Origin of the sequence: Pseudomonas sp. FP2294, from assembly GCF_030687625.1 — a bacterium.
GTDB lineage: Bacteria > Pseudomonadota > Gammaproteobacteria > Pseudomonadales > Pseudomonadaceae > Aquipseudomonas > Aquipseudomonas shahriarae.
This window is the reverse complement of the sequence record NZ_CP117441.1, coordinates 2999158-3023705: the sequence shown is the minus strand read 5'-3', so window position 1 is coordinate 3023705 and position 24548 is coordinate 2999158. Positions and strand designations below refer to the sequence as shown.

Here is a 24548-nt window from a genome sequence, read left to right as displayed (position 1 = left end):
GGTCGACTGGATCAAGGCAGGCAAGGGCGGGCGCGCAACGGCGCCGAGGGGATGGTCAATTGGCCGGGCACCTTGTTGGGCGGGCGACCACAATCGCGTAAAGACCTGGTGTACTGCAACCGCAGCCGTGCCTCCCATGAGCTGTGGCTGGTGATTGTCGATGCCTCGGCGTCCACTCGGCGGCATCAGGCGCTTAGCGATGCCAAGGGCTTGCTCGCGCAGGTGTTCGACGACGCCTATCGGCAGCGGGCGCGACTGGCGTTGTTGACCGCCAGCGGGCAAGTGCCGAGCTGGCAGGTACAAGGCTTGAAAGCGGCCAAGGGCCTGGGGCGTTGGCTGGATGGCCTGGGCGCCGGCGGAGGGACGCCGCTCCTGGCGGCGTTGACCGAGGCCGGGCATTGGCTGGCGGCGCGGCGCAAGCGCTATCCGGCTGAACAGCAGCGGTTGCTGGTGATTACCGATGGCCGGCTCAAGGATATTGGTCAATTGCCGGCGTTGGATTGCCTGGGGCTGTTGGTGGATATCGAACGTGGGCCGATCCGGCTGGGGCGGGCGCGGGAGCTGGCCGCCGGGTTGCAGGTGGATTATCGGCATATTGATAGCCTGTAGCGCTGCTGCTATCGCTATCGCGAGCAAGTCCGCTCCCACATTCGGCCGCGTACATCCTTTGGAATGCGCTTGAATGTGGGAGCTGGCTTGCCTGCGATAAGGCCCTCAAACCCACCGCAAAACGATCAGCTAGCCCCCGGCACATTCGGCCAAAGATCCGCCACCAGAAACAGCCGCTCCGCTTCCTCCCAATCCCCGCCGTTCTGCATCATGCGCACCAACAACTGCGCCGGCGCCATCGGGTCCAGGTCGACCAGCCAGCGCTGCATCTGCTCTTCACTCCAGATTTCTTCCGCCGGGTAATGCGCCGGCGCCAGCCAGGCATGGCGCGGCAGGGGCTGCCAGCGGCCCGGCGGGCTGGCCTGGATAAAGTCCTGCCAATCGCGCTGATGCAACCAGCGCCCGCGCAAATGCTGGGGGTGGGCGCCGAAAGGCGGGGCGGCCTCGCCGGGCCAGGGGTACAACAGGTAGCCGCCGAGCCACAGATGGGCGGTGAACTCCTGGATATCCAGCGTCGCCAGCACCTCCCGGCTTTGCGCCCTGGCCGAGATGGGCAGTTGGTGGTCTGCCAGATGCGCCAGCTTGCGATCCAGGCGGTCGTGACAACCCGGGCCCAGCCATTGCGCGGTGTCCTGGCCGTTGCCGTCCTGGGGGCCGAGGTAAAGCTTGATCGCCAACTCCAGATGATGCACGCCGTCACGGTCGCGCAGCAGCATGTCCAGCTCACCCAGGGTGTGCCCGGCCTGGCGGATCGGCAGGTTGGCCGCCAGCAACTCCACGCCAGGGGCGTGCTGCACGGCAAATTGCCACAGGCGTTCGTAATACAGGCCCAGGCGCCGGGTGCGTGCCAGGCTCAGCCAATGCAGCAGGGCGCTGCTGTCCTGGTCCAGGCGCCTGAGCCATTGCTCCAGGGCCGCAGGCTGCTGCACCCAGTCACTGCCGGCCAGGGGGTGACGTTGTGGCCAGGGCGTCTGCGCGAGCATCGGCGGGGCGAGGATCACCCACGCCAGGTCCCGCACTGCGGGATGACGCAATTGACGGGGCAGAGGCTGCAGGTCGGGAAACGGATTCATGGTCCGAGCATAGCTGTTTCCTACTCGCCGCGTGCCCCCTGGAAGTGTTGAGAACCGTTGTCGTCTGGGGCCTGGGGCGACAAAGGATTTTGTCTAATGCGGCCTTTCGCCCATAATCGTTCTTTTTGCCAGACCCAAACCCTGCAGGAGCCCCATGGAGCAATTTCGCAATATCGGCATCATCGGTCGCCTGGGCAGTACCCAGGTTCTGGACACGGTCCGCCGGCTGAAAAAGTTTCTGCTTGAGCGCCACCTGCATGTGATCCTCGAAGACACCATCGCCGAGATTCTGCCGGGCCACGGCCTGCAGACCTCGTCGCGCAAAATGCTCGGTGAAGTCTGCGACATGGTGATTGTGGTCGGCGGCGACGGCAGCCTGCTGGGCGCCGCCCGGGCCCTGGCGCGGCATAACGTGCCGGTACTGGGGATCAACCGGGGCAGCCTGGGGTTCCTCACCGATATCCGCCCCGACGACCTGGAAGTTGAAGTGGCCAAGGTGCTGGACGGCCACTACCTGGTGGAAAACCGCTTCCTGCTGCAAGCCGAAGTGCGCCGCCATGGCGAAGCCATCGGCCAGGGCGATGCCCTCAACGATGTGGTGCTGCACCCCGGCAAGTCGACGCGGATGATCGAGTTCGAGCTGTATATCGACGGCCAGTTCGTCTGCAGCCAGAAGGCCGACGGCCTGATTGTCGCCACGCCCACCGGGTCCACGGCCTATGCGCTGTCGGCCGGCGGGCCGATCATGCATCCCAAGCTGGATGCCATTGTGATCGTGCCGATGTACCCCCATATGTTGTCTAGCCGACCGATTGTGGTCGATGGCAACAGTGAGTTGAAAATCGTGGTCTCCAAAGACATGCAGATCTACCCGCAAGTTTCCTGTGACGGGCAGAACCACTTCACCTGCGCCCCCGGTGACACCATCACCGTGAGCAAAAAGGCGCAGAAGCTGCGGTTGATCCACCCACTGGATCACAACTACTACGAAGTGTGCCGCACCAAGCTGGGCTGGGGCAGCCGCTTGGGGGGTGGAGGCGACTGATGCTCGATCCCGCGCGTAGCTACGACCTGATTGGTGACGTGCACGGTTGCGCTCATACCCTTGAGCACCTGCTCGACCAGATGGGTTACCACAAGCAGGGCGGCGTCTGGCGCCACCCATCACGCATGGCGGTGTTCCTCGGCGATATCATCGACCGTGGCCCGCGCATCCGTGAGGCGCTGCATATCGTCCACGACATGGTCGAAGCCGGCCAGGCGCTGTGCATCATGGGCAACCACGAGTTCAACGCCCTGGGCTGGAGCACCCTGGCGCCGCCCGGCAGTGGCAAGCAGTACGTGCGCGAACATTCGCCACGCCACGCGCGGCTGATCCACGAGACCCTGACCCAGTTCGAACACCACCCCGGCGACTGGCATGACTTCCTCGGCTGGTTCTACGACATGCCGTTGTTTGTCGATGCCGGGCGTTTCCGCGTGGTGCACGCCTGCTGGGATTCGGGGTTGATCGAACCGCTGCGCCGGCAATTCCCCGACGGCTGCATCGACGAGCATTTCCTGCAGGCGGCGGCGGTGCCGGGCAGTTTTGCCTGCAACGCCTTCGATCGCCTGCTGCGCGGCACCGATATGCGCCTGCCGGACGGCCTGACGCTGACCGGCGGCGATGGCCTGACCCGTTCGTTCTTTCGCACCAAGTTCTGGGAAGACGACCCGAAGACCTACGGCGATATCGTGTTCCAACCCGATGCCTTGCCCGATCCGGTGGCCCGTACGCCGTTGTCTTCGACCGAGAAAAACTCCCTGTTGCGCTATGGCGTCGATGAACCCTTGCTGTTTGTCGGCCATTACTGGCGCAGCGGCAAACCGGCGCCGATCCGCTCGAACCTGGCCTGCCTGGACTACAGCGCAGTGCTCTACGGCAAGCTGGTGGCGTATCGCCTGGATCAGGAAACCTGCCTGGACCCCAACAAGTTCGTGTGGGTCGATGTCGAGCGCCCTGAGGTGATTCATGAGTAACGTGGCCGTTTTACGCTTGCCGCTGACGGTCGACCTGGCTGGCTTCGTCAAACTGTTGCAGCGCATGCAGGTGCCCCATCGCGTCAGTGAAGAGGCCGGCGAGCAGGTGCTGTGGGTGCCGGACGCGATCAGCGAAGACGTGCGCAGTCTGTATCAGCGTTTCCCGGCCGGCGATCCGGACCAGCAGCTGGATATTCCCCAGGAACCGGTAGCCAAGCGCCCCGGCTTCCTCCAGCAACTGCGCCACAGCCCGCTGACCGCGGGTGTGTTGCTGCTGAGCCTGGTCGTCGCTGCGGTCACGATGCTCGGCGACAACTTGCAAGCCATGAGCTGGCTGACGTTCCTGAATTTCCACGTGGCCGGTGAGTACCTGTATTTCACGCCCCTGGCCGACAGCCTGGCGGCAGGGCAGTGGTGGCGGTTGATCACGCCGATGCTGATCCACTTCGGCATCCTGCACCTGGCCATGAACGGCATGTGGTACTGGGAGCTGGGGCGGCGCATCGAGGCGCGCCAGGGCAGTATCAACCTGCTGGGCCTGACGATGCTGTTCAGCCTGGCCTCCAACTATGCGCAATACACCTTTGGCGGGCCCGGCCTGTTCGGTGGCCTGTCCGGCGTGTTGTACGGCTTGCTCGGCCATTGCTGGATCTACCAGTTGCTTGCGCCCAACCCGGCGTATCGCCTGCCGCGCGGCGTGCTGGTGATGATGCTGGTGTGGCTGGTGCTGTGCCTGTCGGGCCTGGTCTCGATGATCGGCTTCGGCGAAATCGCCAATGCGGCCCATGTCGGCGGCCTGGTGGCGGGTTGCATCACCGGTTTGCTCGGCGGGTTGTACAGCCGCCATAAACGTAACGCTTGAATCTCTGCCCATTATTGAAGGAAGAGTCTTATGTCCTCTTTTGCTGAAATGATCGAAAACATCACCCCGGATATCTACCAGAGCCTCAAGCTCGCCGTGGAAATCGGTAAATGGGCCGACGGCCGCAAGCTCACTGCCGAACAGCGCGAGCTGTCGTTGCAGGCCATGATCGCCTGGGAGCTGCAAAACCTGCCGGAAGACCAGCGCACCGGCTATATGGGCCCGCAGGAATGCCAATCGAAGTCGACCCCGGTGGAAAACATCCTGTTCAAGTCGGATGCCATCCATTGATTGAGATTGGCCGTGGTGCAGTCAGCAAGATGTCGGCGCAACTGGGTTCGCCGACCGTTCAATACGCTTTTCGCCTGGGCGACACCGAGGTGCCGGTCAACCCGTTGATTGGCACTCATATACGCCTGGAATACCTCGGTGCGATCCACTGCACCCATTGCGGACGCAAGACCAAGACCAGCTTCAGCCAGGGCTATTGCTACCCGTGCATGACCAAGCTGGCCCAGTGCGACCTGTGCATCATGAGCCCCGAGCGCTGCCATTTCGATGCCGGCACTTGCCGCGATCCGGCCTGGGGCGAGAAATTCTGCATGACCGACCATGTGGTGTACCTGGCGAACTCGTCGGGGATCAAGGTCGGCATCACCCGCGCCACCCAGTTGCCCACGCGCTGGCTGGACCAGGGCGCGAGCCAGGCATTGCCGATCATGCGCGTGGCCACGCGCCAGCAATCGGGCTTTGTCGAAGATGTGCTGCGCAGCCAGGTCGCCGACAAGACCAACTGGCGCGCCTTGCTCAAGGGCGACGCGGCAGCGGTAGACCTTGCGCAGGTACGCGACGAGCTGTTTGTCTCCTGCGCCGATGGCCTGCTGCAATTGCAGGAACGCTTTGGCCTGCAGGCCATCCAACCGGTAACCGATATCGAGCCCCTCGAAATCCGCTACCCGGTGGAGCAATATCCAGCCAAGATCGTCAGTTTCAACCTGGACAAGAACCCGATTGCCGAAGGCACGCTGCTGGGGATCAAGGGCCAATACCTGATCTTCGACACCGGCGTTATCAATATTCGTAAATACACGGCTTACCAGCTCGCCGTGCATCAGTAGAAGGATTTCACGTATGCGCACCGAACAACCGAAGATGATTTACCTGAAGGACTATCAGGCGCCCGAGTACCTGATCGACGAGACTCACCTGACCTTCGAGTTGTTCGAGGACCATAGCCTGGTCCACGCGCAGCTGGTGATGCGCCGCAATCCCGAGCGCGGCACCGGCCTGCCGCCGCTGGTGCTCGATGGCCAGCAGTTGGAACTGCTGAGTGTGGCCCTGGGTGACCAGGAACTGAGCGCCACCGACTACCAATTGAGCGAGAGCCACCTGACGTTGCAGCCGACCAGTGACAGCTTCACGGTCGACACCAGCGTGCGCATCCACCCGCAAACCAACACCGCTCTTGAAGGCTTGTACAAGTCCGGTGGCATGTTCTGTACCCAATGCGAGGCCGAGGGCTTCCGCAAGATCACCTACTACCTTGACCGCCCGGACGTGATGAGCACGTTCACCACCACGGTGATCGCCGAGCAGCACAGCTATCCGGTGCTGCTGTCCAACGGCAACCCGATTGCCAGCGGCCCCGGCGAAGACGGTCGGCACTGGGCGACCTGGGAAGACCCGTTCAAGAAGCCGGCCTACCTGTTCGCCCTGGTGGCCGGCGACCTGTGGTGCGTCGAAGACACGTTCACCACCATGAGCCAGCGCACCGTCGCGCTGCGCATTTATGTCGAGCCGGAAAACATCGACAAGTGCCAGCACGCCATGAACAGCCTGAAGAAGTCCATGCGTTGGGATGAAGAGGTCTATGGTCGCGAATACGACCTGGATATCTTCATGATCGTCGCCGTCAACGACTTCAACATGGGCGCCATGGAAAACAAGGGCCTGAACATCTTCAACTCCAGCGCCGTGCTGGCCCGCGCCGAAACCGCGACCGACGCCGCGCATCAGCGCGTCGAGGCCATCGTCGCCCACGAATACTTCCACAACTGGTCGGGCAACCGCGTGACTTGCCGCGACTGGTTCCAGCTGTCGCTCAAGGAAGGCTTCACGGTGTTCCGCGATTCGCACTTCTCTGCGGATATGAACTCGGCCACCGTCAAGCGTATCCAGGATGTGGCCTACCTGCGCACCCACCAGTTCGCCGAAGATGCAGGGCCGATGGCCCACGCTGTGCGCCCGGACAGCTTTATCGAAATTTCCAACTTCTACACCCTGACCGTGTACGAAAAGGGTTCGGAAGTGGTCGGGATGATCCACACCTTGCTCGGCGCCGAGGGCTTTCGCAAAGGCAGTGACCTGTACTTTGAACGCCACGACGGGCAGGCCGTGACCTGTGATGACTTTATCAAGGCCATGGAAGACGCCAACGGTGCCGACCTGACCCAGTTCAAACGCTGGTACAGCCAGGCCGGCACGCCACGCCTGGTAGTGAGCGAGTCCTACGACGCTACCGCCAAGACCTACAGCCTGACCTTGCGCCAGAGCTGCCCGCAAACCCCGGACAACGTAGAAAAACTGCCATTCGTGATTCCGGTGGCCCTGGGCCTGCTGGACGCCAATGGGGCCGACCTGCCGTTGCGTCTGGCCGGTGAAGCGGCGGCGCAGGGCACCTCGCGAGTGTTGTCGGTGACTGAGGCCGAGCAGACGTTCACCTTCGTCGATATCCCTGAACAACCCTTGCCGTCGCTGCTGCGTGGCTTCTCGGCGCCGGTGAAGCTGAGCTTCCCCTACAGCCGTGACCAGTTGATGTTCCTGATGCAGCACGACAGTGACGGCTTCAACCGTTGGGAGGCGGGCCAGCAACTGGCGGTGCAGGTGTTGCAGGACCTGATCAGCCAACACCAGCAGGGCCAGGCCCTGGTGCTGGATCAACGGCTGGTCAATGCGCTGCGCAGCGTGTTGAGCGACGAAAGCCTGGACCAGGCCATGGTCGCCGAAATGTTGTCGTTGCCGGGTGAAGCCTACCTGACCGAAATCAGCGAAGTGGCTGACGTCGATGCGATCCACGCTGCCCGCGAGTTTGCGCGCAAGCAGTTGGCCGATAACCTGTTCGAAGGCCTGTGGCTGCGCTACCAGGCCAACCGCGACCTGTCGCGCAACACGCCTTACGTGGCCTCGGCCGAGCACTTCGCGCGCCGCGCCCTGCAGAACATCGCGCTGTCGTACCTGATGCTCAGCGGCAAGCCCGAAGTACTGGCGGCGACCCTGGAGCAGTTCGACGCGTGTGACAACATGACCGAACGCCTGACGGCATTGGCGGTGCTGGTCAACTCGCCGTTCGATGCCGAGAAGGCCAAGGCCCTGCAAGTGTTTGCCGAGAACTTCAAGGACAACCCCCTGGTCATGGACCAATGGTTCAGCGTCCAGGCCGGGAGCGTGTTGCCGGGCGGGCTTGCACGGGTCAAGGCCCTGATGCAGCACCCGGCGTTCAATATCAAGAACCCGAACAAGGTGCGCGCGCTGGTCGGCGCCTTTGCCGGGCAGAACCTGATCAACTTCCATGCAGCCGATGGCTCGGGCTATCGCTTCCTGGCGGACCTGGTGATCGAGCTGAATGCCTTCAACCCGCAGATCGCCTCGCGGCAGTTGGCGCCACTGACCCGCTGGCGCAAATACGACAGCGCCCGTCAGGCGCTGATGAAGGCTGAGCTGGAGCGCATCCGTGGTTCGGGCGAGCTGTCCAGCGATGTGTTCGAGGTGGTCAGCAAAAGCCTCGCATGACGGCCGACTCACCACTGGCCGCCTACCAGCGGGCCCTGGCCGATGGTTTTGTGGCAGACGACGCGCAACGCCGGGCGGTCGAGGCGTTGCAGGCCTGCCATGGGGCATTGCACCAGGGCGCCGACGCACCGGTCACCGGCGTTTATCTGTGGGGGCCGGTGGGGCGGGGCAAGACCTGGCTGATGGATCAGTTCCACCAGAGCCTGCGAGTGCCCGCGCGGCGCCAGCACTTCCATCACTTCATGGGCTGGGTCCATCAACGTCTGTTCCAGTTGACCGGCACCCCGGACCCTTTGCAGGCCCTGGCCCGCGAGTTGGCCGGGGACGTGCGGGTGTTGTGTTTCGACGAGCTGTTCGTCAATGACATTGGTGACGCGATCATCCTCGGGCGCCTGTTCCAGGTGATGTTCGACGAAGGGGTGGTAATGGTCTGCACCTCCAACCAGCCGCCCGGGCAGTTGTACGCCGACGGTTTCAACCGCGAACGCTTCATGCCGGCTATCGAGGCGATTGAGGCCCATATGCAGGTGGTGGCGGTAGACGGCAGTGAGGATCACCGCTTGCATCCGGGCACCGCCGAGCAGCGCTACTGGGTCGATCAACCACAAGCATTGGCTGCGGTTTTCCAGCGTCTGAGCGCTGGACAAGCCTGCAGCGAGGCGCCGGTTATGGTCGGTTCGCGGCGCATTGTTACGGTGCAGTCCAGCGAAACGGTGTTGTGGTGCCGCTACGCTGATCTGTGCGAACAACCGCTGGCGGCCATGGATTTCATGCAGCTGTGTGATCGCTATAGCGCCATATTGCTCGGCGAAGTGCCCGGGCTGAGCGCCTCGACACGTCCTGGGCGGATTGCCCGTGGTACCGAGGATGGTGCCCAGCGTGTAGAGGCGGGCGACCGCGAGCTGCCGGCGTTGTCGGTGCACGATGACAGTGTGCGCCGGTTTATCGCCCTGGTGGATGAGTGCTACGACCGCAAGGTCCCGCTGTACATCGAAGCGAGGGTGCCCTTGGCCGAGTTGTACACCGAGGGTTACCTGGAGTTTGCGTTCCGCCGCACCCTCAGCCGTTTGCAAGAAATGCAGTTGCAACGCTTTGGTCAGTAGTGGCCATTGGCCCACTGACACAATCATTTGCCTGATGGCTTTTTCCCGCGCCAAGTTGTAGTTAATCTCCTTCATCTAACCCCTACACCCCGCTTACAATCGAGCTTTTGCGGGGAGCTCATCCCTGCCGGGCAGTTATCGAGGAAGGAAATGGAAGCCGCAGAAATATTGGTGCTGCAAGCCAGCTACAGCAACTCCGTGCACGCCGAGGCCATTGGCCTGTTGCTCAACCACTATGCACAAGACCCCATGGGCGGTGGCCATGCCCTGTCCGCCGACCTGCTGCAACAATTGCCGGCGGAATTGGCCAAGCGTCCCCATGCCTTCAGCGTGCTGGCCTTTGTTGGCGGCGAGCCGGCCGGGCTTGTTAACTGTTTTGAAGGGTTTTCGACCTTTGCCTGCCGGCCGCTGGTCAACGTGCATGATGTGGTGGTCAAGGAACCGTTCCGAGGCCTGGGCCTGAGCCAGAAAATGCTGCAAAAGGTCGAGGAAATCGCCCGCCAGCGCGGTTGCTGCAAGATCACCCTGGAAGTGCTGGAAGGTAATCCAGTGGCGCAGGCGTCGTACCGCAAGTTCGGCTTCGATGACTCGATCTTCGACCCAGCCCATGGCCGCATGCTGTTCTGGAGCAAGGCCCTCTAAATCCTCAGGTCGTTCCCGCGCTCCCCTTGGGAAGGTTCGACCAGGCAAAAAAAAGCGCCCTGTACAGGGCGCCAAATTGACCTTCACCACCAGAGCATAATGGTGCCGGGTATTACTCGTGCATCAGCCTTTGGGTTGCTCAGCATCCCGCGTGTGTTGGGTGGACCCGGATTCAGCACCCTTGGCGTCGGCAGCCGCCGTCTGTTCGGTGTCGTTGTGGATTTGTTTCTGGGTGAAGCTGAAATTATCGAAGTGCTCCTTCACGCGCTCAGCGCCGCCTTCGGCGAAGGCGGCAGCGGAGGTCAGGCCCAGCAGGCCAGCAAGCATCAAGGTTGAAAGTTTCATCGCAGGTATTCCCATTAAAAGTGATCGTGTCTGCACCGTCCCTGGTCAGATTTATGGGAATAGTCTGTAGGAAGCTAATTAAGTGGGGGTTAACGTCAAGCACATCCAAAGTTAACCGCAGGGGTTAACTCTGGACGGGGCGCGGGTCGTTTACTTCTGGACCACACTCCGGGGTGCAGTACTGGCTTTGGGCTTGATCAGGCTGAAGTCGATCAAGGCCTTCTGTGAACGCTGGTAGGGATCGCCGATCAGCAATGGCCGTGGCTTGAAGCTGTCGCTGACCAGGCTGCGGCTGCGGTCCAGTTCGTCGAAACTCAAGCCGGCCAGGTCGGCCCAGGTATGAATCAACTGCGAGCTGCTGTAGGGCCGTTGTATATCGCCCTGCATGTTCCAGTCGTGGGTGGCGCGCCACTTTGGCGAGGCCCAGGTCATGAAGGGGATGGTGTACATCGGGGCTGTCGGCTTGCCCTCGTTGCGGCCCAGGGTGTCATGGCCCGCCGAGTCGAACACATCCTCGCCGTGGTCGGAGAGGTACAGCAGGAAACCATTGGGGTCGGTCTTGGCGTAGTCCTTGATCAGGCTCGACACCACGAAGTCGTTGTAGCGCACTGCGTTGTCATAGCTGTTGTAGGTCGGCAGCTGGTCGTCACTGACCGCGTCCGGGACACCCTGGCGGTCGGTAAAGGTGTCGAAGCTTGGCGGGTAGCGGTACTGATAGCTCATATGGGTACCCAGCAGGTGCACCACGATCAGCTTGCGCTCGGCCTTGTCGGCCAGGGCCTTGGAGAACGGCTCCAGCACGTCGCCATCGTACTGGCGGGCGTTCTGGTTACGGTTGTTGTTGAGGTACACCTGCTCGTCGGCCTGTTCGGAGAACGTGGTGAGCATGGTGTTGCGCTTGGTCATGGTCTGCTGGTTGGTGATCCAGAAGGTCTTGTAGCCAGCCTGTTTCATCATGCTGACGATGGAAGGGGTCTTCAGATACAGATCCGGATTGTCTTCATCGGCAAAGGTCAGTACCTGTTGCAGCGCCTCGATGGTGTAGGGGCGCGGGGTGATGACGTTGTCGAACACATCCAATTGGTCACGCAGCTTGTCCAGTTCCGGCGTGGTCTTGCGCGGGTAGCCGTAGAGGCTCATGCGCTGCCGGTTGGTGGACTCGCCGATCACCAGCACCAGGGTCGACGGTTGGCCGGCCATGCTGTCCTTGAAGTTGCTCAGGGGCGGGATCTTGCTGACGTTGTCGAGCATGCCCTGCATGTTGTTCAACTGCTGGGTGTAGCGGCGATAGGCAACAATCATCTGCCACGGCACGGCAGGTTCGACCCGGGTTTCGAAGCCATCGATGGCCCGTTCCAGGGTGTCGTTGGTGGCAATCTGCTTGACCAGCGGATAGCCGACAATCGCCAGCACAATGGCCGTCGCCGCGACCATTGCCCGGACCCGGGGCAGGTAGACCGGGCGCACATGGGTCCAGAGGAAGACGGCCAGGGCAGTGTGGGCAATAAAGGCCAGCACGATCCACCAGGCAAAGTATTGCGTTGCATACTCGCCGGCTTCAGAGATGTTCGACTCGAACATGATGAAGATGACGCTCTGGGAAAATTCCTGCTGGTAAATAAAGAAGTAGCCCAGGCTGGCCATGGAACAGGCCCACAGCACCACACCGATCAGCGCGGCGAGTAGCCGGGCGCGACGCGGGAACAGCAGCATGGGTGCCAACCACAGCGCACTCATGAAGAACGCCTGGCGGAAACCACTGAAGCCGGAAGTGCCGGTCAGTTGGATCAGCAGTTGGGTAATACCGGAGAAATACCAGAAAAACAGGAACATCCAGCCCAGGCCGGCCCAATCAAACCCTTTTGCAGACTTCGTGCTCGCCATGCAGCGCTCCAACCCGATAATTGCCGCCGCCCATGCGCGAGGCGGCGTTCTGGCGCAGGATTATCGGGAAGGGCGGGTGAAAAGTTTGTGAGTTGGACCCGGGGTTCAGCAGGTAATGGCTTGGTTTGCCAACTGAGCCTGCAACTGCGCCCGCAGACGGATCACTTCCTGCTGCAACTGCTCGCGTTCGTCTTTCAGCTGGCGCAGTTCGTCGCGACGGACGGTGACGTAGAGGGTCTGTGGCGGGCGTGTCATCTGTGCTGTGCGCATTGCTTACCTCGCAAATAGCCGGTGTATCGCGGTGCCAGAGCGCTTGAGTCGAGGCCCTCGGCAGGAGTCAGGGGCGATTCTGATTTCTTTTTGGGCTCAAGGGAACTTTTTTATTTTTCAGGGTCGCTGTGACTTTTCAGCCAGTGATGGTGAAACGATGGCCTCTTTTTGTGATGAAACTAGTGCGATTGGCGCCGGACTAATTCGTCATTGCGCTATAAACTGTGTCACACATTTTTATTTGTAGTTGGGAGCATCAATACATGCAACTGGGGATTATCGGACTAGGCCGCATGGGCGGGAATATTGCGCGCCGCTTGATGCTCAATGGGCATACCACCGTGGTCTACGACCGCAATGAAGCATTCGTCAAAGGCTTGAGTGAAGAGGGCGCGACCGGCGTTGCCGATCTGCCTGCCCTGGTCGCGGGCCTGCAAAAGCCGCGGGCTGTCTGGGTCATGTTACCGGCGGGCGAGCCCACCGAAACCACGATCAACGACCTGAGCGAACTGATGGAACCCGGCGATGTGATCATCGACGGCGGCAACACCTTCTATAAAGATGACGTACGTCGCGGCAAGGCGCTGGCGGAAAAAGGCCTGCACTACATCGACGTCGGCACTTCCGGTGGCGTGTGGGGCCTGGAGCGCGGTTACTGCATGATGATTGGCGGCGACGCCGAGACCGTCAAGCACCTGGACCCGATCTTCGCCACCCTCGCGCCGGGCCTGGGCGATATCCCGCGCACCAAGGACCGTACCGCTACCGACGACCGCGCCGAACGTGGCTATATCCACGCCGGCCCTGCCGGTTCCGGGCACTTCGTGAAGATGATCCACAACGGCATCGAGTACGGCATGATGCAGGCGTTTGCCGAAGGCTTTGACATTCTCAAGACCAAGAACTCGGAAAACCTGCCGCCAGAACAGCGTTTTGACCTGAACGTGGCCGATATCGCTGAAGTCTGGCGTCGCGGCAGCGTTGTGTCCTCCTGGCTGCTCGACCTCACAGCCGATGCCCTGGCGACCGACCCCAAGCTCGACGGTTACTCCGGTTCCGTGGCCGACAGCGGCGAAGGGCGCTGGACCATCGAAGCGGCCATGGAGCAATCGGTACCGGTACCGGTGCTGTCCAACTCGTTGTTTGCCCGGTTCCGCTCGCGCCAGCAAAGCACTTACGGTGACAAGCTGCTGTCGGCCATGCGCTTCGGCTTTGGCGGCCATGTGGAGACTTCCAAAAAATGACGGCCACCGGCAAGAAACCCAAGGCCGAACCCGCTCCACCCACTACCTTGTTCCTGTTCGGCGCCCATGGCGACCTGGTCAAGCGCCTGCTGATGCCGGCGCTGTACAACCTCAGTCGCGATGGCTTGCTGGGTGAGGGGCTGCGAATTGTCGGGGTGGATCACAACGCTATCAGCGATGCAGACTTCGCCAAGAAACTCGAAGACTTCATCCGCACCGAAGCGGCGAGCAAGGTCAAGGGGAATGCCGAACATGCACTGGACCCACAGTTGTGGGCCCAGTTGGCCAAGGGCATCAGCTACGTGCAGGGCGATTTTCTCGATGACGGCACCTATGCCGACATTGCCAGCAAAATCGCCGATAGCGGCACGGGCAACGCGGTGTTCTACCTGGCCACCGCGCCGCGCTTCTTCAGTGAAGTGGTGCAGCGCCTGGGCCGGGCCAACCTGCTGGAGGAAAGCCCCGGGGCTTTCCGCCGCGTGGTCATCGAAAAGCCGTTCGGCTCCGACCTGGCCACCGCCGAGGCGCTCAACGCCTGCCTGCTCAAGGTCATGACTGAGAAGCAGATCTATCGCATCGACCATTACCTGGGCAAGGAAACGGTGCAGAACATTCTGATCAGCCGTTTCTCCAACGTGCTGTTCGAGGCGTTCTGGAACAACCACTACATTGACCACGTGCAGATCACCGCTGCCGAAACGGTCGGTGTGGAAACCCGGGGCAGTTTCTTCGAAAACACCGGCACCCTGCGCGATATGGTGCCCAACCACCTGTTCCAGTTGCTGGCGATGATTGCCATGGAACCGCCGGCAGCCTTTGGCGCCGATGCGGTGCGTGGCGAGAAGGCCAAGGTGATCGGGGCCGTGCGCCCCTGGTCGCTGGAGGATGCACGGGCCAACTCGGTGCGCGGCCAGTACACCGCCGGCGAGATCGGCGGCAAGGCGCTGCCGGGCTATCGGCAGGAGGCCAATGTGGCCCCGGACAGCAGCACCGAAACCTTCGTTGCGCTCAAGGTGATGATTGATAACTGGCGTTGGGTCGGCGTGCCGTTCTACCTGCGCACCGGCAAGCGCATGAGCGTGCGCGATACCGAAATCGTTATCTGCTTCAAACCAGCGCCCTATGCCCAGTTTCGCGATACCGAAGTCGACGAGGTCAAGCCGACGTACCTGAAAATCCAGATCCAGCCCAATGAAGGCATGTGGTTCGACCTGCTGGCGAAAAAGCCCGGGCCGACCCTGGACATGGCCAACATCCAGCTGGGTTTTGCCTACAAGGACTTCTTCGAGATGCAGCCTTCCACCGGCTACGAGACGCTGATCTATGATTGCCTGACCGGCGATCAGACCCTGTTCCAGCGTGCCGATAACATCGAAAACGGCTGGCGTGCGGTGCAACCGTTTCTCGATGCCTGGCAGAAGGACGATGGCATCCAGGCCTACAAGGCCGGGGAAGATGGCCCAGCGGCAGCGGATGCGTTGCTGGCCCGTGATGGCCGCGCCTGGCATAGCCTCGGATGAGTGAGGAGACGATTCACCCCATCCGTTTTTTGTTGAGTGATATGGACGGCACCTTGTTGCTGCCCGATCACAGCCTCAGCCAGCGCACCATCGCTGCCGTGCGGGCGCTGCGCGAAGCCGGGGTGTTTTTCAGCCTGGCCACCGGGCGGCCGCCGAGGGCGATGTTGCAGCAGATCGAAGCCCTGGGCGTCGATGTACCCACGGCGGGATTCAACGGCGGCACCCTGGTGAACCCGGATGGCAGCATTCTGGTGGCCCACCACTTGCCGGCAGAGGCGGCGCTGATCACCCTGGCACTGTTGTGCGACCAGCCGGAGGTGGAAATCTGGGTGTTTGCCGATGGTGAGTGGCTGCTGCGTGACCCCTCGGGCCCGATGGTGCCTCGGGAGCAGCATGGCCTCGGTTATGCGCCGGTCGTGGTGGAGAGTTTCGAGCCGTTCCTGGGGCGGATCGACAAGATCGTCGCCGCCAGCGCCAATGCACAGTTGCTGGTCGAGCTGGAAGCGCGCTTGCAGCCCAAGGTTGCAGGCTTGGCTCAGGTTTCGCGTTCGCAGCCGGTCTATCTCGATATCACCGCAATGAAGGCCAACAAGGGCGATGCCCTGAAAACCCTGGCTGCGCACCTTGGGGTGGCGCTGGAGCAGACGGCAGCCATCGGCGATGGTGGCAATGATCCGGCGATGTTTGAAGTGGCCGGGTTGTCGATTGCCATGGGGCAGGCAGAAGAGGTGGTCAAACGTCAGGCCAACCTGGTCACCGGCAGCAATGTCGAGGACGGTGCTGCCGAAGCCATTGAACGGTTGATCCTTCACCGCCAGTAACTGAAGGCTCACTGGAAGATCAAGTGATCATGCCATGGCTGCTATATAAAGAAGGGCGCTACGAAAGTTGCAGGCACGCAAAACCCGTGGCGAGGGTCGAACTCACTCGCCACGGGTTTAATAGTTTTAACAAGTTGCAGCCAATATAAGAAGCGACGGTATGTCGCAGTAGCTGCGTTAACTTACTTGGGCATTGCCCAGGACTGTAGCTGATAGCCTTCGCCATTGAGTTCGGCGCGGGCTTGCAGCAGCAGGGTTTCCAATTGTTTTGGATCGGAATAAGTGCTGCAAGGAATCTGTTTGCGCCCGATGCGGTTTTCGGTGCGGTCGATCACGGTCAGGCTCAGCTCGCCAGTACCGTCTTGTGGGGCCCAGGCCACGCAGTGAAAGGGTTGGAAAGCACGGTCTGCGATCAAAAGAGCTTCGTTGATACGGAGCGGGGCGTTCATGGGGTCTTCTCTCTAAGTGCCCAATCAAAAGATGTGCCGTCGGTTGGGCTTACCGTTCGGCTAGTACCTGTACTGATGCACGATGACGGGGTACGGGTCACATGCTAAAACAAGAAAATTCAACTTTTCGTGATTAACGTCATGTAAGCGGCGCTTTTGAAAGGCCGGGAAAGATTCAAATCAGCGCACTAAAGCGGGTTGATCGCCAAATGCCGTATCCCGAGATCTTTTATCGCGAAACGATACAAGCGTAGTGTCAAGATCTTGCTAGGGTTATGAGCAGCTCGCCCAAACTGTTGTTTCTAAATAACTTTAATGTTTTTGACGCCAAGGAACAGTCATGGTTGTTACACCAGCCCTGCGTCGCTTGCTTGTGGTCGATCCCTGTGACGACTGCCACCAGTTATTGCCTGGTTTGCGGGCGGCTGGATGGGCAGTGGACAGCTGTGCCCTGGATGCCTTGGGCGATCGCACCTGTGACGTAGGATTATTGCGACTCCAGCCCAAACACCTGGAGCGACCCGAGGCGGTCAAGGAGCTGATCAGTCGCAGCGGTACCGAATGGATAGCCGTGCTCAGCCCCGAGATGCTGCGCCTGCAGAATGTCGGCGACTTTGTCTGTGAATGGTTTTTTGACTTCCATACCTTGCCGTTCGATGTGGCGCGCGTCCAGGTCACCCTGGGCCGGGCCTTTGGCATGGCGCGCTTGCGGGGTAAAGGCTGCGCCTATGTGGCCGAGCCCGAACATGAACTGTTGGGTGACAGCCGGCCAATCCGCGAACTGCGCAAACTGCTGGCGAAACTGGCCCCTACCGAGTCGCCGATTCTGATCCGTGGCGACAGCGGCACCGGCAAGGAACTGGTGGCCAAGACCTTGCACCGGCAATCCCAGCGGCACGCCAAGCCATTCGTGGCGATCAATTGCGGGGCTATTCCGGAACACCTGATCCAGTCCGAACTGTTTGGCCATGAAAAAGGTGCATTTACCGGCGCCCACCAACGCAAGATCGGGCGCATCGAAGCGGCCAATGGCGGCACCCTGTTCCTCGACGAGATCGGTGACCTGCCGATGGAGTTGCAAGCCAACCTGTTGCGCTTTCTCCAGGAAAAACATATCGAGCGTGTCGGTGGCAGCCAGCCGATCCCGGTGGATGTCAGGGTGTTGGCCGCGACACACGTCGATCTGGAAGCGGCCATCGAAAAGGGCACCTTCCGCGAAGACTTGTACTACCGGCTCAATGTCCTGCAAGTGCTCACCGCACCGCTGCGTGAGCGCCATGGCGATGTGGGGATGCTGGCCAATCATTTTTCCCGGTTCTACAGCCAGGAAACCGGGCGCCGTCCGCGCAGTTTCAGCGAGGACGCGCTGCTCGCCATGGGCAAGCATGGTTGGCCGGGCAATGTGCGCGAACTGGCCAACCGGGTGCGGCGCGGTCTGGTCCTGGCCGAAGGGCGGCAAATCGAAGCGGCCGACCTGGGGTTGCAAAGCCAAAAGGCAATCGCGCTGCCCATGGCTACACTAGAAGACTATAAGCACCGCGCCGAACGCCAGGCGCTGTGCGATGTGCTGAACCGCCACAGCGACAACCTGAGTGTTGCCGCCCGGGTCCTGGGGGTTTCCCGGCCCACCTTCTACCGGTTACTGCACAAACACCAGATCCGCTAGGGCGGGTAAAAAAAGCCCCGTCGCGACCCTTATCGCGGCGGGGCTTTTCCTTATCTCAAACTCGCCATTCCCTGTAGGCGCGTTTAGAAGTAGTACGGAAATTTCAGGCTGAAGGTGAAGTCCGGCGCGTCATCTGTCATGCCGATGGCCAGGTTGGGCACGATGGTCAGGTTTTCGCTGGCGGCAATGGTCATGCCGACGTTGAAGTAGCCCGCGTTGGCGTCACTGGACACAATCGACTGCCAGTCGCCACCGTCGGGTTTGAGCTTACTCTTGCGCTGGATCAGGTCAGACACCGAGAACGACATACTCATACGCTCGTTCAAGGCAAATGCCACGCCGACACCGAACTGGAAGCTGTCGCCCAGGCGTACCTTGCCGCCGACTTTTTCGTTGACCGTGGAGCTGATGTCGTCAAACGAATCTTCGAAGTTGTGGGTGTAGGAGAGCGAGCCGAACAGCACGGCCGGATCGAAGGTCTTGACCAGGGAAATCCCCGGGGTCACCGACCATACGCCATTGCCGGTTGGCAGGTTCTCCGGCACATAGAGGTTGGTGTTGGACGGCGAGCGTACCAGCTTGATACCGAACGGCTCCTTGCCGGTCGGCGCCTTGACCCGTACCGAGAGTACGGCGTCCGGCAGGGTGGGGGATTCATCGAGGAACTTGTAGGCAACCCCGAAGTTGACGTCGCCGATGGTCGGGTCGCGACTGACCGACTCCTCTGAAGTCGCTGTTCCCGCGCCACCATTGGCGCCCCCGGACTGATAGGTCGATTCGCGGTACACCACGGGGACGTTGACGTCGAACTGCCAACGGTTATCGACGTTGTAGCGGCCCGTCATGTCCAGGGTCCAGTTATCCGCCTTGATGCGATCCAGGTTGATATTGCCGAGGAAGATTGAGTCCAGTGCCAGGAAACCATTGAGGGTCAATTGCCGGGCATCGTAGCGAGCGTAGGTAATGCCCGTCTCAAAGCTGAACTTGCCATTGCCAAAGAACCCGCTGGCCTCGTTATAGAGGTTGCTGACACTCTGTGCCGGCGCCGAATCATCCTTGAGGGCCTGCCCATAGGAGCTGCCGGTTGCACCGCCGGTGCCACTGGCGGCCACCGTACTGCCGCTTTGCTTGAAATCTGCAGGTGACTTGGCCAGGCGCTTGGGCGCGGGTACTGCGGGCTGGTCCTCGACCTGGCGCACCCGTTGCTCCAGGACCGCCAGGGCTTTTTGCTGTACTTCGTAGCGTTGCTTGAGTTCCAGCAGTTCCTGTTTGAGGGTTTCGATATCGGCGTCTGGCGCTGCGTACAACAAACTCGCGGGCAAGAGCGTACTTAAACAAACAACGGCGCGTAGCGATAACGTTCGATGCATGAAATAAGCCGTCCTTTTCTAATGCGTAAGTGTCGAGGGTCAGCGTAGTTCAATAACCGAGAGTGCGTAGACCCTTGAGTTGGTCCAGGTTGCAGTTCAGTGCCACGTTGTTTAGTCCGTTGCTACCGAGCACGACATTCAGTTGGGTCATGTTATTAACGAAGTTGCTATTGCCTTGCAGAATCGTGCCTTGCAGCACATTGCCGCCGCCGATCTGCTGCACGGCGCTGCCCTGATTATGGTTGGCCTGGATCGCCATCTGCAGGCCGCCGTTATTGGCAGAAACACTCACCTTGCCAGCGGCGCTATTACCAGAGATCGAACCGCCAGCGACCAGTACCTGGCCCGACTGCACCAGATTGGCGGGCGCCAGGCCGTTCTCACTGACATTGATCCCGACGTTGTTATAGGCCGTATTGCCATCGCCCGCGGCGCGTACGGTTTGTGTCACGCCGGCGCCGGTACCCAGCCCGGAGCCGCCGATGACCGTACCGGTCCCCGTGGGGCGGTCGCTGCCTTTGCCGGTCTCGCCGGTAGTCTGCACATAGAACTGCGGCGTGATGGTGGAGGAGTCGATCTGCATGTTGGCCTTGACGGTGCTGGTATCGCCTGCGGCGTTGGTCCAGGTGGTGCTCATCACAATACCGAAGCTGACAATCCGCCCCGGCATGACGAAGCGGCCGCGCAGTTGGGCCAGTTCAGCATCATTTATTTCAATCGGCTTGAACGCCGAGGCTGCATAAGCGGGCATTGAGGCTGCCAGGCACAGGACCGTCAGCCAACGGTAAGTGTTCATCATCTGCTCCTGGAGCTTCCTGCTCCTTATGGCGCTTCTAGAAGAAGTCGCTCTGGATGAAACCGAAGTCCATCAGCTCGGCGTCGCCCACGGGCCGGAACTCGTTCATTTTGCCCTTGGCGGTCAACGGTATCGGCGGATCGAGCAGGGCGTTGGCCTTGTCGTAGCCTTCACCCAGCACCGCAAACACGATGCCGTTCCATCCGGCGAGGAAGTCGTCCCGCGAGTAGCGTTTGTTGCCCAGTACCGGGTCGCCGATGTAGATCCAGTCTTTCTCTGCGCGCTGCATCACCACAAAGTGCTTGTAGCCACGGATATCCAGGAGCACCACCACCGGAATCTTCACCGTTGTCAGGGTGTCCGCCCCGATCTTGTAGCCCCTGGCCCGCATGCCAATGCTTTCGAGGTAGCGCTTCATGTCCAGCATGGAAAAGCCCTGGGTGCGTACCAGGTCCTGGTCGGCGTTGACCAGCATGCCCTTGATGACGTGTTCTTCATCAACATCCAGCCAGTAACCCTGGCGCAGGATGGTGGCGAGTGCTGCGGCACCGCAGCTGAAATCGGTTTTCTGTTCCACCAGGTTGGCGAACCGTCGCTCGCGGATGCTCTCGACCTTCTTGAAAATCACCGCACCGCCGGGCATGGCGGAAATCGCCATTTGCCCAGCCCAGGAAGGGCCGGTGAGGGTTAACAGCAGGCACAGGGTCGCGAGGCGCATGATCGAATGACCGGGTGGGCACGGGAATAAAAAAGGGCCTTGTTGCCAAGGCCCTCTGCGTCAGGTCAGAAGCGTACGCCGCTGCCAGCTGCGCACTGGGTGCAACCGCTGCCCAGGGACAGGGAGTTGGATTGCTGGTTGCCAGAACCCGCGGACACGTTGATTCCGATGTTGCCGGAAGCATTGTTACCCGAGTGGTTGATGGAGGCATCGTTGTTGACGTAGGTCTTGCCCCAGTTGCCGTAGCCTTTGCCAGCCGAAGCAGTGTTGAGGAAGGTGTTGTTCAACGATTCCTGGCTGGTGACGGCCGCAGCGCCAATATTTTTGCCGTCGGAGGTTACGATTGCCAGGTTGTTTTTCTGCTGGTTGCCTTGGCCTGCGGTGACGTTGACACCCACGTTACCCGAGCTGTTGTTCGCCGAGTTGTTCAGCGAAGCATCGTTTTGCGTGCCTTTGTTGGTGAACTTGTTGTCTTTAGATGTTTGCTCGACGTCTACGATCGCGAAAACCGCCAGGGCGTCCTTGGCAGCACTGCTGGTGATGGCAGCGCTGTTGTCTTGTTGGTTACCACTGCCTGCGGCAACGTTGGCGCCCAGGTTACCGTCGCTGCTGTTCAGCGAGCGGTTGGCCGAGGCGTCGTTGTTGGTTTTGGTGTCGTCGAACTTGTTGTCTTTGCTCAGTTGAGTGTCGGTCACGACGGCTGCCACGGTGCCGCTAGGGGCAGGGGTTGGCTTCCACTTATCTTCACTAGCTTGTGCAGCAACAGCCATGAGCGCAGCCAGAGCAAAAACCAGTGGTTTGAGAGCCATTGTAGGTTTCATGGTGTATCTCCTTGCTTCTAATTAGTTGGTTAAGTGTTGGTACGGCCTAACAAACACCTATCAAGCAGTTACTTGATAGTGATACCGAGGGTGTTAGCCATGCGGTTCCCCACCCCTGCACTCTGATTCACCTGTACCACTCCACGGCTGCCGGTGAAGGCCTGGTCGCTGGTAACGACCTGGCGGCTGCCAGTGGTAGAGGAGGATCGGGAGTCTGGTAGCAGCGTCATGTTCTGTTGCGACAGGACGCTGTCATCAATGCTTTGCGGGCCTGGGTTGATGCTGATCCGCACCGCATTGATTGTCTGGTTGTTGGCCCCGGCCGACTGGTTGACGCCCAGTACACCGTTGCCATTGCTGAAAGATGAACCCTGGATCGCCGCGCTGGCATTCAGGGACGGGTCGACCTGGCCATCGAGCCGCTGCACCAGTACGTCAGTGGATTGGCCACCGACCGTAATCGCACGGCTATTGATCTGCTGTTGCTGGTTGCCAGCGGCCTGGTTGATGGAAGCGACGCCGCTGTACTGCTGGCCTGAGCTGTCGATAAGTGCGTTGTTATTGCTGTCTGCCATCGCGGCGCAGCTACCCAGCACGGCGAGCATCAGCCACGAGCGCTTCATTGCTGGCCTCCCATCAGGCTGCCGATGTTGTTCAGCGGGGCCATGCCACGCTCAATCGTCCCGCTGATCTGTCCGCCCAGGCTGCTGCCACCGCTATGGCCCGCAGCCGCGCCTGCACCCAGCCCGGAGGCGCTGCTGCCATGGGTGGTGCTCAAGCCAGGGAGGGTGCCATTGGGCAGGATGGATCGAGTGATGCTGGAACCACTGCTGACCCCTGCGAAGTCGTTGTCGCTGAGTTCGCCGTTAGTCGTCGAGCGTAGAATCTGCGCGCCAGGATTGGCATTGGCCGTAGTGGGATAAGGATCCGGTCCGAAGGAAGAACGCCCGGCCATATGGCCTTGGACGTTGCGCCCGGTAACGATGACGCCGTTTTCGGCGAGGGCGGGTACGCTCACACTGGCGCTGAGTACACAGCTGATCAGCAGGAGGCTCAGTGAGCCTTGATTGAGAGTTGCCACGGCATCATTCCTTGTTCTGTGACGCTGACCCTAAACAGCGCTGTTAGGAATAGAGCAGGAGCTGTGCCGCTTTTTATATTGACTTGTTTTTCAATGACTTGGGGCTTCTGGCGGGGCGGGCGTAGGGCGAGGTGTATCAGGCCTGAGACGTGACGCCGGGGAATGACCGGCACCTGGCATAGGCAGACTGGGGGGAAGAGGGTGTTTCAGCAATGCAACACTATTGATGACGAACCGATGAATCCACAGCCAGAGGGGCGTTGCGCGGTGATGGGTGTTTCAAAAGTGGACAGTGCGGCGCGCACAGTTGCCCGGCAATGCACGCCGTGCTGCCTTGGCGAAGGTCAGGTCTTGGGGACTTTGCGCGGTATCGAGTTGAGAACGGTGTTGCCATCCTGGTTCTGGGTCAGGTAGACCGGCAGTACCTTGGGCAGGGACGACACCAGGTGGGTGACTTCATGGATATCGTAGATCCCGCCAATACGGATATTGCCGGTACCGGTATCGGCCAGCATCACCGGTTTGCTCAGGTAACGGTTGATCAGGGGCAGGGCATCCACCAGTGCCAGGTTGTCGAGGATCAACTTGCCGGTGCGCCAGGCCAGCGCCGGATCATGGGGGTTGAATGCCTGTAGCTGTGGTTGCGCATCGCCCCCGTGGTAACTGGCCTGCATTCCGGGAGTGAGGCTCACGCCGCTGTGGCTGGCATCGCTGCTGATCTTCACCGAACCCTCCAGCAACATGACCCGCACCTGGTCGTCGTATTTCCAGACGTTGAACTGGGTGCCTGTCACTCGGATCTGCCCGGTACCGGCGCGCACCACAAACGGGTGTTCGCGGTCATGGCTGACCTTAAAGAACGCTTCACCTTTTTTCAGGGTGGCCCGGCGCTCATCTTTATAGTTGCTGTAGACCAGCTCGGTGCCCAGGTTCAGTTCCACTTCGCTGCCATCGGCCAGGGTCACCTGGCGCAAGCCGTCTTCGGCGAGGTAATGCTCATAGGAACTGGGCAGCCAACCCGCTTCCCAGCCCGTGAAAGCGGCCAGGGGCAGGGCCATCAACGAGATGGCGGCAGCCACTGCATAGGTGCGCCAGCGGCTGGGTGGCGGGACCTGCACCGGGGGCGGGGAGGGCACGTTGCTGCGTGGCAAATGGTCGGCCACATCCCAGATTTCCAGCATGGCCGCATATTCGAAAGCATGCAGGGGATGCGCGTCGTGCCACTCTTCGAACGCCTGGCGTTCGGCCGCCGTGCAATCAAAAGCATGCAGGCGCATACACCAATGCGCGGCAGCATCGGTGACGGCGTCATATTCGGCTTCTGAAAGGGGCTGCTGGGTCATTGGTGCTTCCTGATTTCCTACATTCTAACCTTCCGGGCAGGGTGCCGAGAACAGCCATCATGGCGAATGAGCATCAATGTGGAACTAATTCGTCCTGCAAACACCCTAAAAATCTGGATCTGT

Annotated in this window: 25 protein-coding genes; 13 read left to right on the top strand and 12 right to left on the bottom strand. The window is 60.7% G+C overall.

Annotation, left to right across the window (positions count from 1 at the left end):
- Positions 1-6: 6 nt before the first annotated feature.
- Positions 7-609: a VWA domain-containing protein gene (locus PSH73_RS13355; RefSeq protein WP_057959416.1), complete on the top strand. Its 603-nt coding sequence runs from the start codon at positions 7-9 to the stop codon at positions 607-609.
- Between the two features lie 125 nt (positions 610-734).
- On the opposite strand, the gene PSH73_RS13350 is transcribed toward PSH73_RS13355, so the two are convergent.
- Positions 735-1682, bottom strand: coding sequence for a DUF1853 family protein (locus tag PSH73_RS13350; RefSeq protein WP_128593045.1), 948 nt, complete (start codon positions 1680-1682; stop codon positions 735-737).
- Positions 1683-1836: 154 nt separating this feature from the next.
- On the opposite strand from PSH73_RS13350, the gene PSH73_RS13345 reads away from it, so the two are divergent.
- From PSH73_RS13345 to PSH73_RS13310, 8 genes are all read left to right on the top strand, one after another.
- On the top strand, positions 1837-2727 hold the full coding sequence (locus PSH73_RS13345; RefSeq protein WP_010210870.1) for an NAD(+) kinase: 891 nt from the start codon (positions 1837-1839) through the stop codon (positions 2725-2727).
- Positions 2724-3701, top strand: coding sequence for a metallophosphoesterase (locus PSH73_RS13340; RefSeq protein ID WP_164844814.1), 978 nt, complete (start codon positions 2724-2726; stop codon positions 3699-3701). Before PSH73_RS13345 ends, PSH73_RS13340 begins: the two co-directional genes overlap by 4 nt.
- The gene (locus PSH73_RS13335; RefSeq protein WP_115128297.1) at positions 3694-4563 is read left to right on the top strand and encodes a rhomboid family intramembrane serine protease; all 870 of its coding nucleotides are present in this window, start codon (positions 3694-3696) and stop codon (positions 4561-4563) included. The genes PSH73_RS13340 and PSH73_RS13335 overlap by 8 nt, the downstream gene beginning before the upstream one ends.
- 30 nt (positions 4564-4593) lie before the next feature.
- Entirely contained in the window at positions 4594-4854 is a 261-nt protein-coding gene (locus PSH73_RS13330; RefSeq protein ID WP_057436741.1) for a YeaC family protein, read from the top strand.
- Positions 4851-5681, top strand: a complete 831-nt coding sequence (locus PSH73_RS13325) for a DUF2797 domain-containing protein (protein WP_057436738.1) — start codon at positions 4851-4853, stop codon at positions 5679-5681. The genes PSH73_RS13330 and PSH73_RS13325 overlap by 4 nt, the downstream gene beginning before the upstream one ends.
- A gap of 13 nt (positions 5682-5694) precedes the next feature.
- Positions 5695-8352 (top strand): aminopeptidase N, encoded by a 2658-nt coding sequence (pepN, locus tag PSH73_RS13320; protein ID WP_120733216.1) that lies wholly within the window; start codon positions 5695-5697, stop codon positions 8350-8352.
- Positions 8349-9455 carry a cell division protein ZapE gene (zapE, locus tag PSH73_RS13315; RefSeq protein WP_057959421.1) on the top strand — a complete coding sequence of 369 codons (1107 nt, stop codon included), beginning with the start codon at positions 8349-8351 and terminating at the stop codon, positions 9453-9455. Before pepN ends, zapE begins: the two co-directional genes overlap by 4 nt.
- 150 nt (positions 9456-9605) lie before the next feature.
- On the top strand, positions 9606-10097 hold the full coding sequence (locus PSH73_RS13310; RefSeq protein WP_057436733.1) for a GNAT family N-acetyltransferase: 492 nt from the start codon (positions 9606-9608) through the stop codon (positions 10095-10097).
- Positions 10098-10220: 123 nt separating this feature from the next.
- Here PSH73_RS13310 and PSH73_RS13305 read toward each other — a convergent pair whose 3' ends face one another.
- From PSH73_RS13305 to PSH73_RS13295, 3 genes are all read right to left on the bottom strand, one after another.
- The gene (locus PSH73_RS13305; protein ID WP_057959422.1) at positions 10221-10442 is read right to left on the bottom strand and encodes a hypothetical protein; all 222 of its coding nucleotides are present in this window, start codon (positions 10440-10442) and stop codon (positions 10221-10223) included.
- A gap of 150 nt (positions 10443-10592) precedes the next feature.
- The gene (locus tag PSH73_RS13300; protein ID WP_305460685.1) at positions 10593-12326 is read right to left on the bottom strand and encodes a phosphoethanolamine transferase CptA; all 1734 of its coding nucleotides are present in this window, start codon (positions 12324-12326) and stop codon (positions 10593-10595) included.
- Positions 12327-12431: 105 nt separating this feature from the next.
- The gene (locus tag PSH73_RS13295) at positions 12432-12581 is read right to left on the bottom strand and encodes a DUF6026 family protein (protein WP_220172963.1); all 150 of its coding nucleotides are present in this window, start codon (positions 12579-12581) and stop codon (positions 12432-12434) included.
- A gap of 278 nt (positions 12582-12859) precedes the next feature.
- On the opposite strand from PSH73_RS13295, the gene gnd reads away from it, so the two are divergent.
- From gnd to PSH73_RS13280, 3 genes are read left to right on the top strand one after another with little or no spacing between them, the layout of a single operon-like run.
- Positions 12860-13840, top strand: a complete 981-nt coding sequence (gene gnd / locus PSH73_RS13290) for a phosphogluconate dehydrogenase (NAD(+)-dependent, decarboxylating) (RefSeq protein ID WP_057959424.1) — start codon at positions 12860-12862, stop codon at positions 13838-13840.
- Positions 13837-15360, top strand: coding sequence for a glucose-6-phosphate dehydrogenase (zwf, locus tag PSH73_RS13285; protein ID WP_115128294.1), 1524 nt, complete (start codon positions 13837-13839; stop codon positions 15358-15360). Before gnd ends, zwf begins: the two co-directional genes overlap by 4 nt.
- Positions 15357-16181 carry a Cof-type HAD-IIB family hydrolase gene (locus tag PSH73_RS13280; RefSeq protein ID WP_057959426.1) on the top strand — a complete coding sequence of 275 codons (825 nt, stop codon included), beginning with the start codon at positions 15357-15359 and terminating at the stop codon, positions 16179-16181. Before zwf ends, PSH73_RS13280 begins: the two co-directional genes overlap by 4 nt.
- A gap of 182 nt (positions 16182-16363) precedes the next feature.
- On the opposite strand, the gene PSH73_RS13275 is transcribed toward PSH73_RS13280, so the two are convergent.
- Positions 16364-16630 carry a hypothetical protein gene (locus PSH73_RS13275; protein WP_032861167.1) on the bottom strand — a complete coding sequence of 89 codons (267 nt, stop codon included), beginning with the start codon at positions 16628-16630 and terminating at the stop codon, positions 16364-16366.
- 340 nt (positions 16631-16970) lie between these two features.
- Here PSH73_RS13275 and PSH73_RS13270 point away from each other — a divergent pair, with 340 nt between their 5' ends.
- Positions 16971-18296: a sigma-54 dependent transcriptional regulator gene (locus PSH73_RS13270; RefSeq protein ID WP_057959427.1), complete on the top strand. Its 1326-nt coding sequence runs from the start codon at positions 16971-16973 to the stop codon at positions 18294-18296.
- Positions 18297-18379: 83 nt separating this feature from the next.
- On the opposite strand, the gene PSH73_RS13265 is transcribed toward PSH73_RS13270, so the two are convergent.
- The 7 genes from PSH73_RS13265 to PSH73_RS13235 form a co-directional block, all read right to left on the bottom strand.
- Positions 18380-19666, bottom strand: a complete 1287-nt coding sequence (locus PSH73_RS13265) for a hypothetical protein (protein WP_120733208.1) — start codon at positions 19664-19666, stop codon at positions 18380-18382.
- 49 nt (positions 19667-19715) lie between these two features.
- The gene (locus tag PSH73_RS13260) at positions 19716-20462 is read right to left on the bottom strand and encodes a hypothetical protein (RefSeq protein WP_057436717.1); all 747 of its coding nucleotides are present in this window, start codon (positions 20460-20462) and stop codon (positions 19716-19718) included.
- Between the two features lie 37 nt (positions 20463-20499).
- A complete protein-coding gene (locus PSH73_RS13255; protein ID WP_057436715.1) occupies positions 20500-21180 on the bottom strand; it encodes a C39 family peptidase in 681 nt (226 codons plus the stop codon).
- Positions 21181-21245: 65 nt separating this feature from the next.
- Positions 21246-22001, bottom strand: a complete 756-nt coding sequence (locus PSH73_RS13250) for a hypothetical protein (protein ID WP_057436713.1) — start codon at positions 21999-22001, stop codon at positions 21246-21248.
- A 68-nt stretch (positions 22002-22069) separates the two neighbouring features.
- Positions 22070-22624, bottom strand: coding sequence for a hypothetical protein (locus PSH73_RS13245; RefSeq protein WP_057436711.1), 555 nt, complete (start codon positions 22622-22624; stop codon positions 22070-22072).
- Positions 22621-23082, bottom strand: a complete 462-nt coding sequence (locus PSH73_RS13240; RefSeq protein WP_057959431.1) for a hypothetical protein — start codon at positions 23080-23082, stop codon at positions 22621-22623. Before PSH73_RS13240 ends, PSH73_RS13245 begins: the two co-directional genes overlap by 4 nt.
- Positions 23083-23426: 344 nt before the next feature.
- Positions 23427-24425: a FecR family protein gene (locus tag PSH73_RS13235; protein WP_057436707.1), complete on the bottom strand. Its 999-nt coding sequence runs from the start codon at positions 24423-24425 to the stop codon at positions 23427-23429.
- Positions 24426-24548 lie beyond the last annotated feature (123 nt).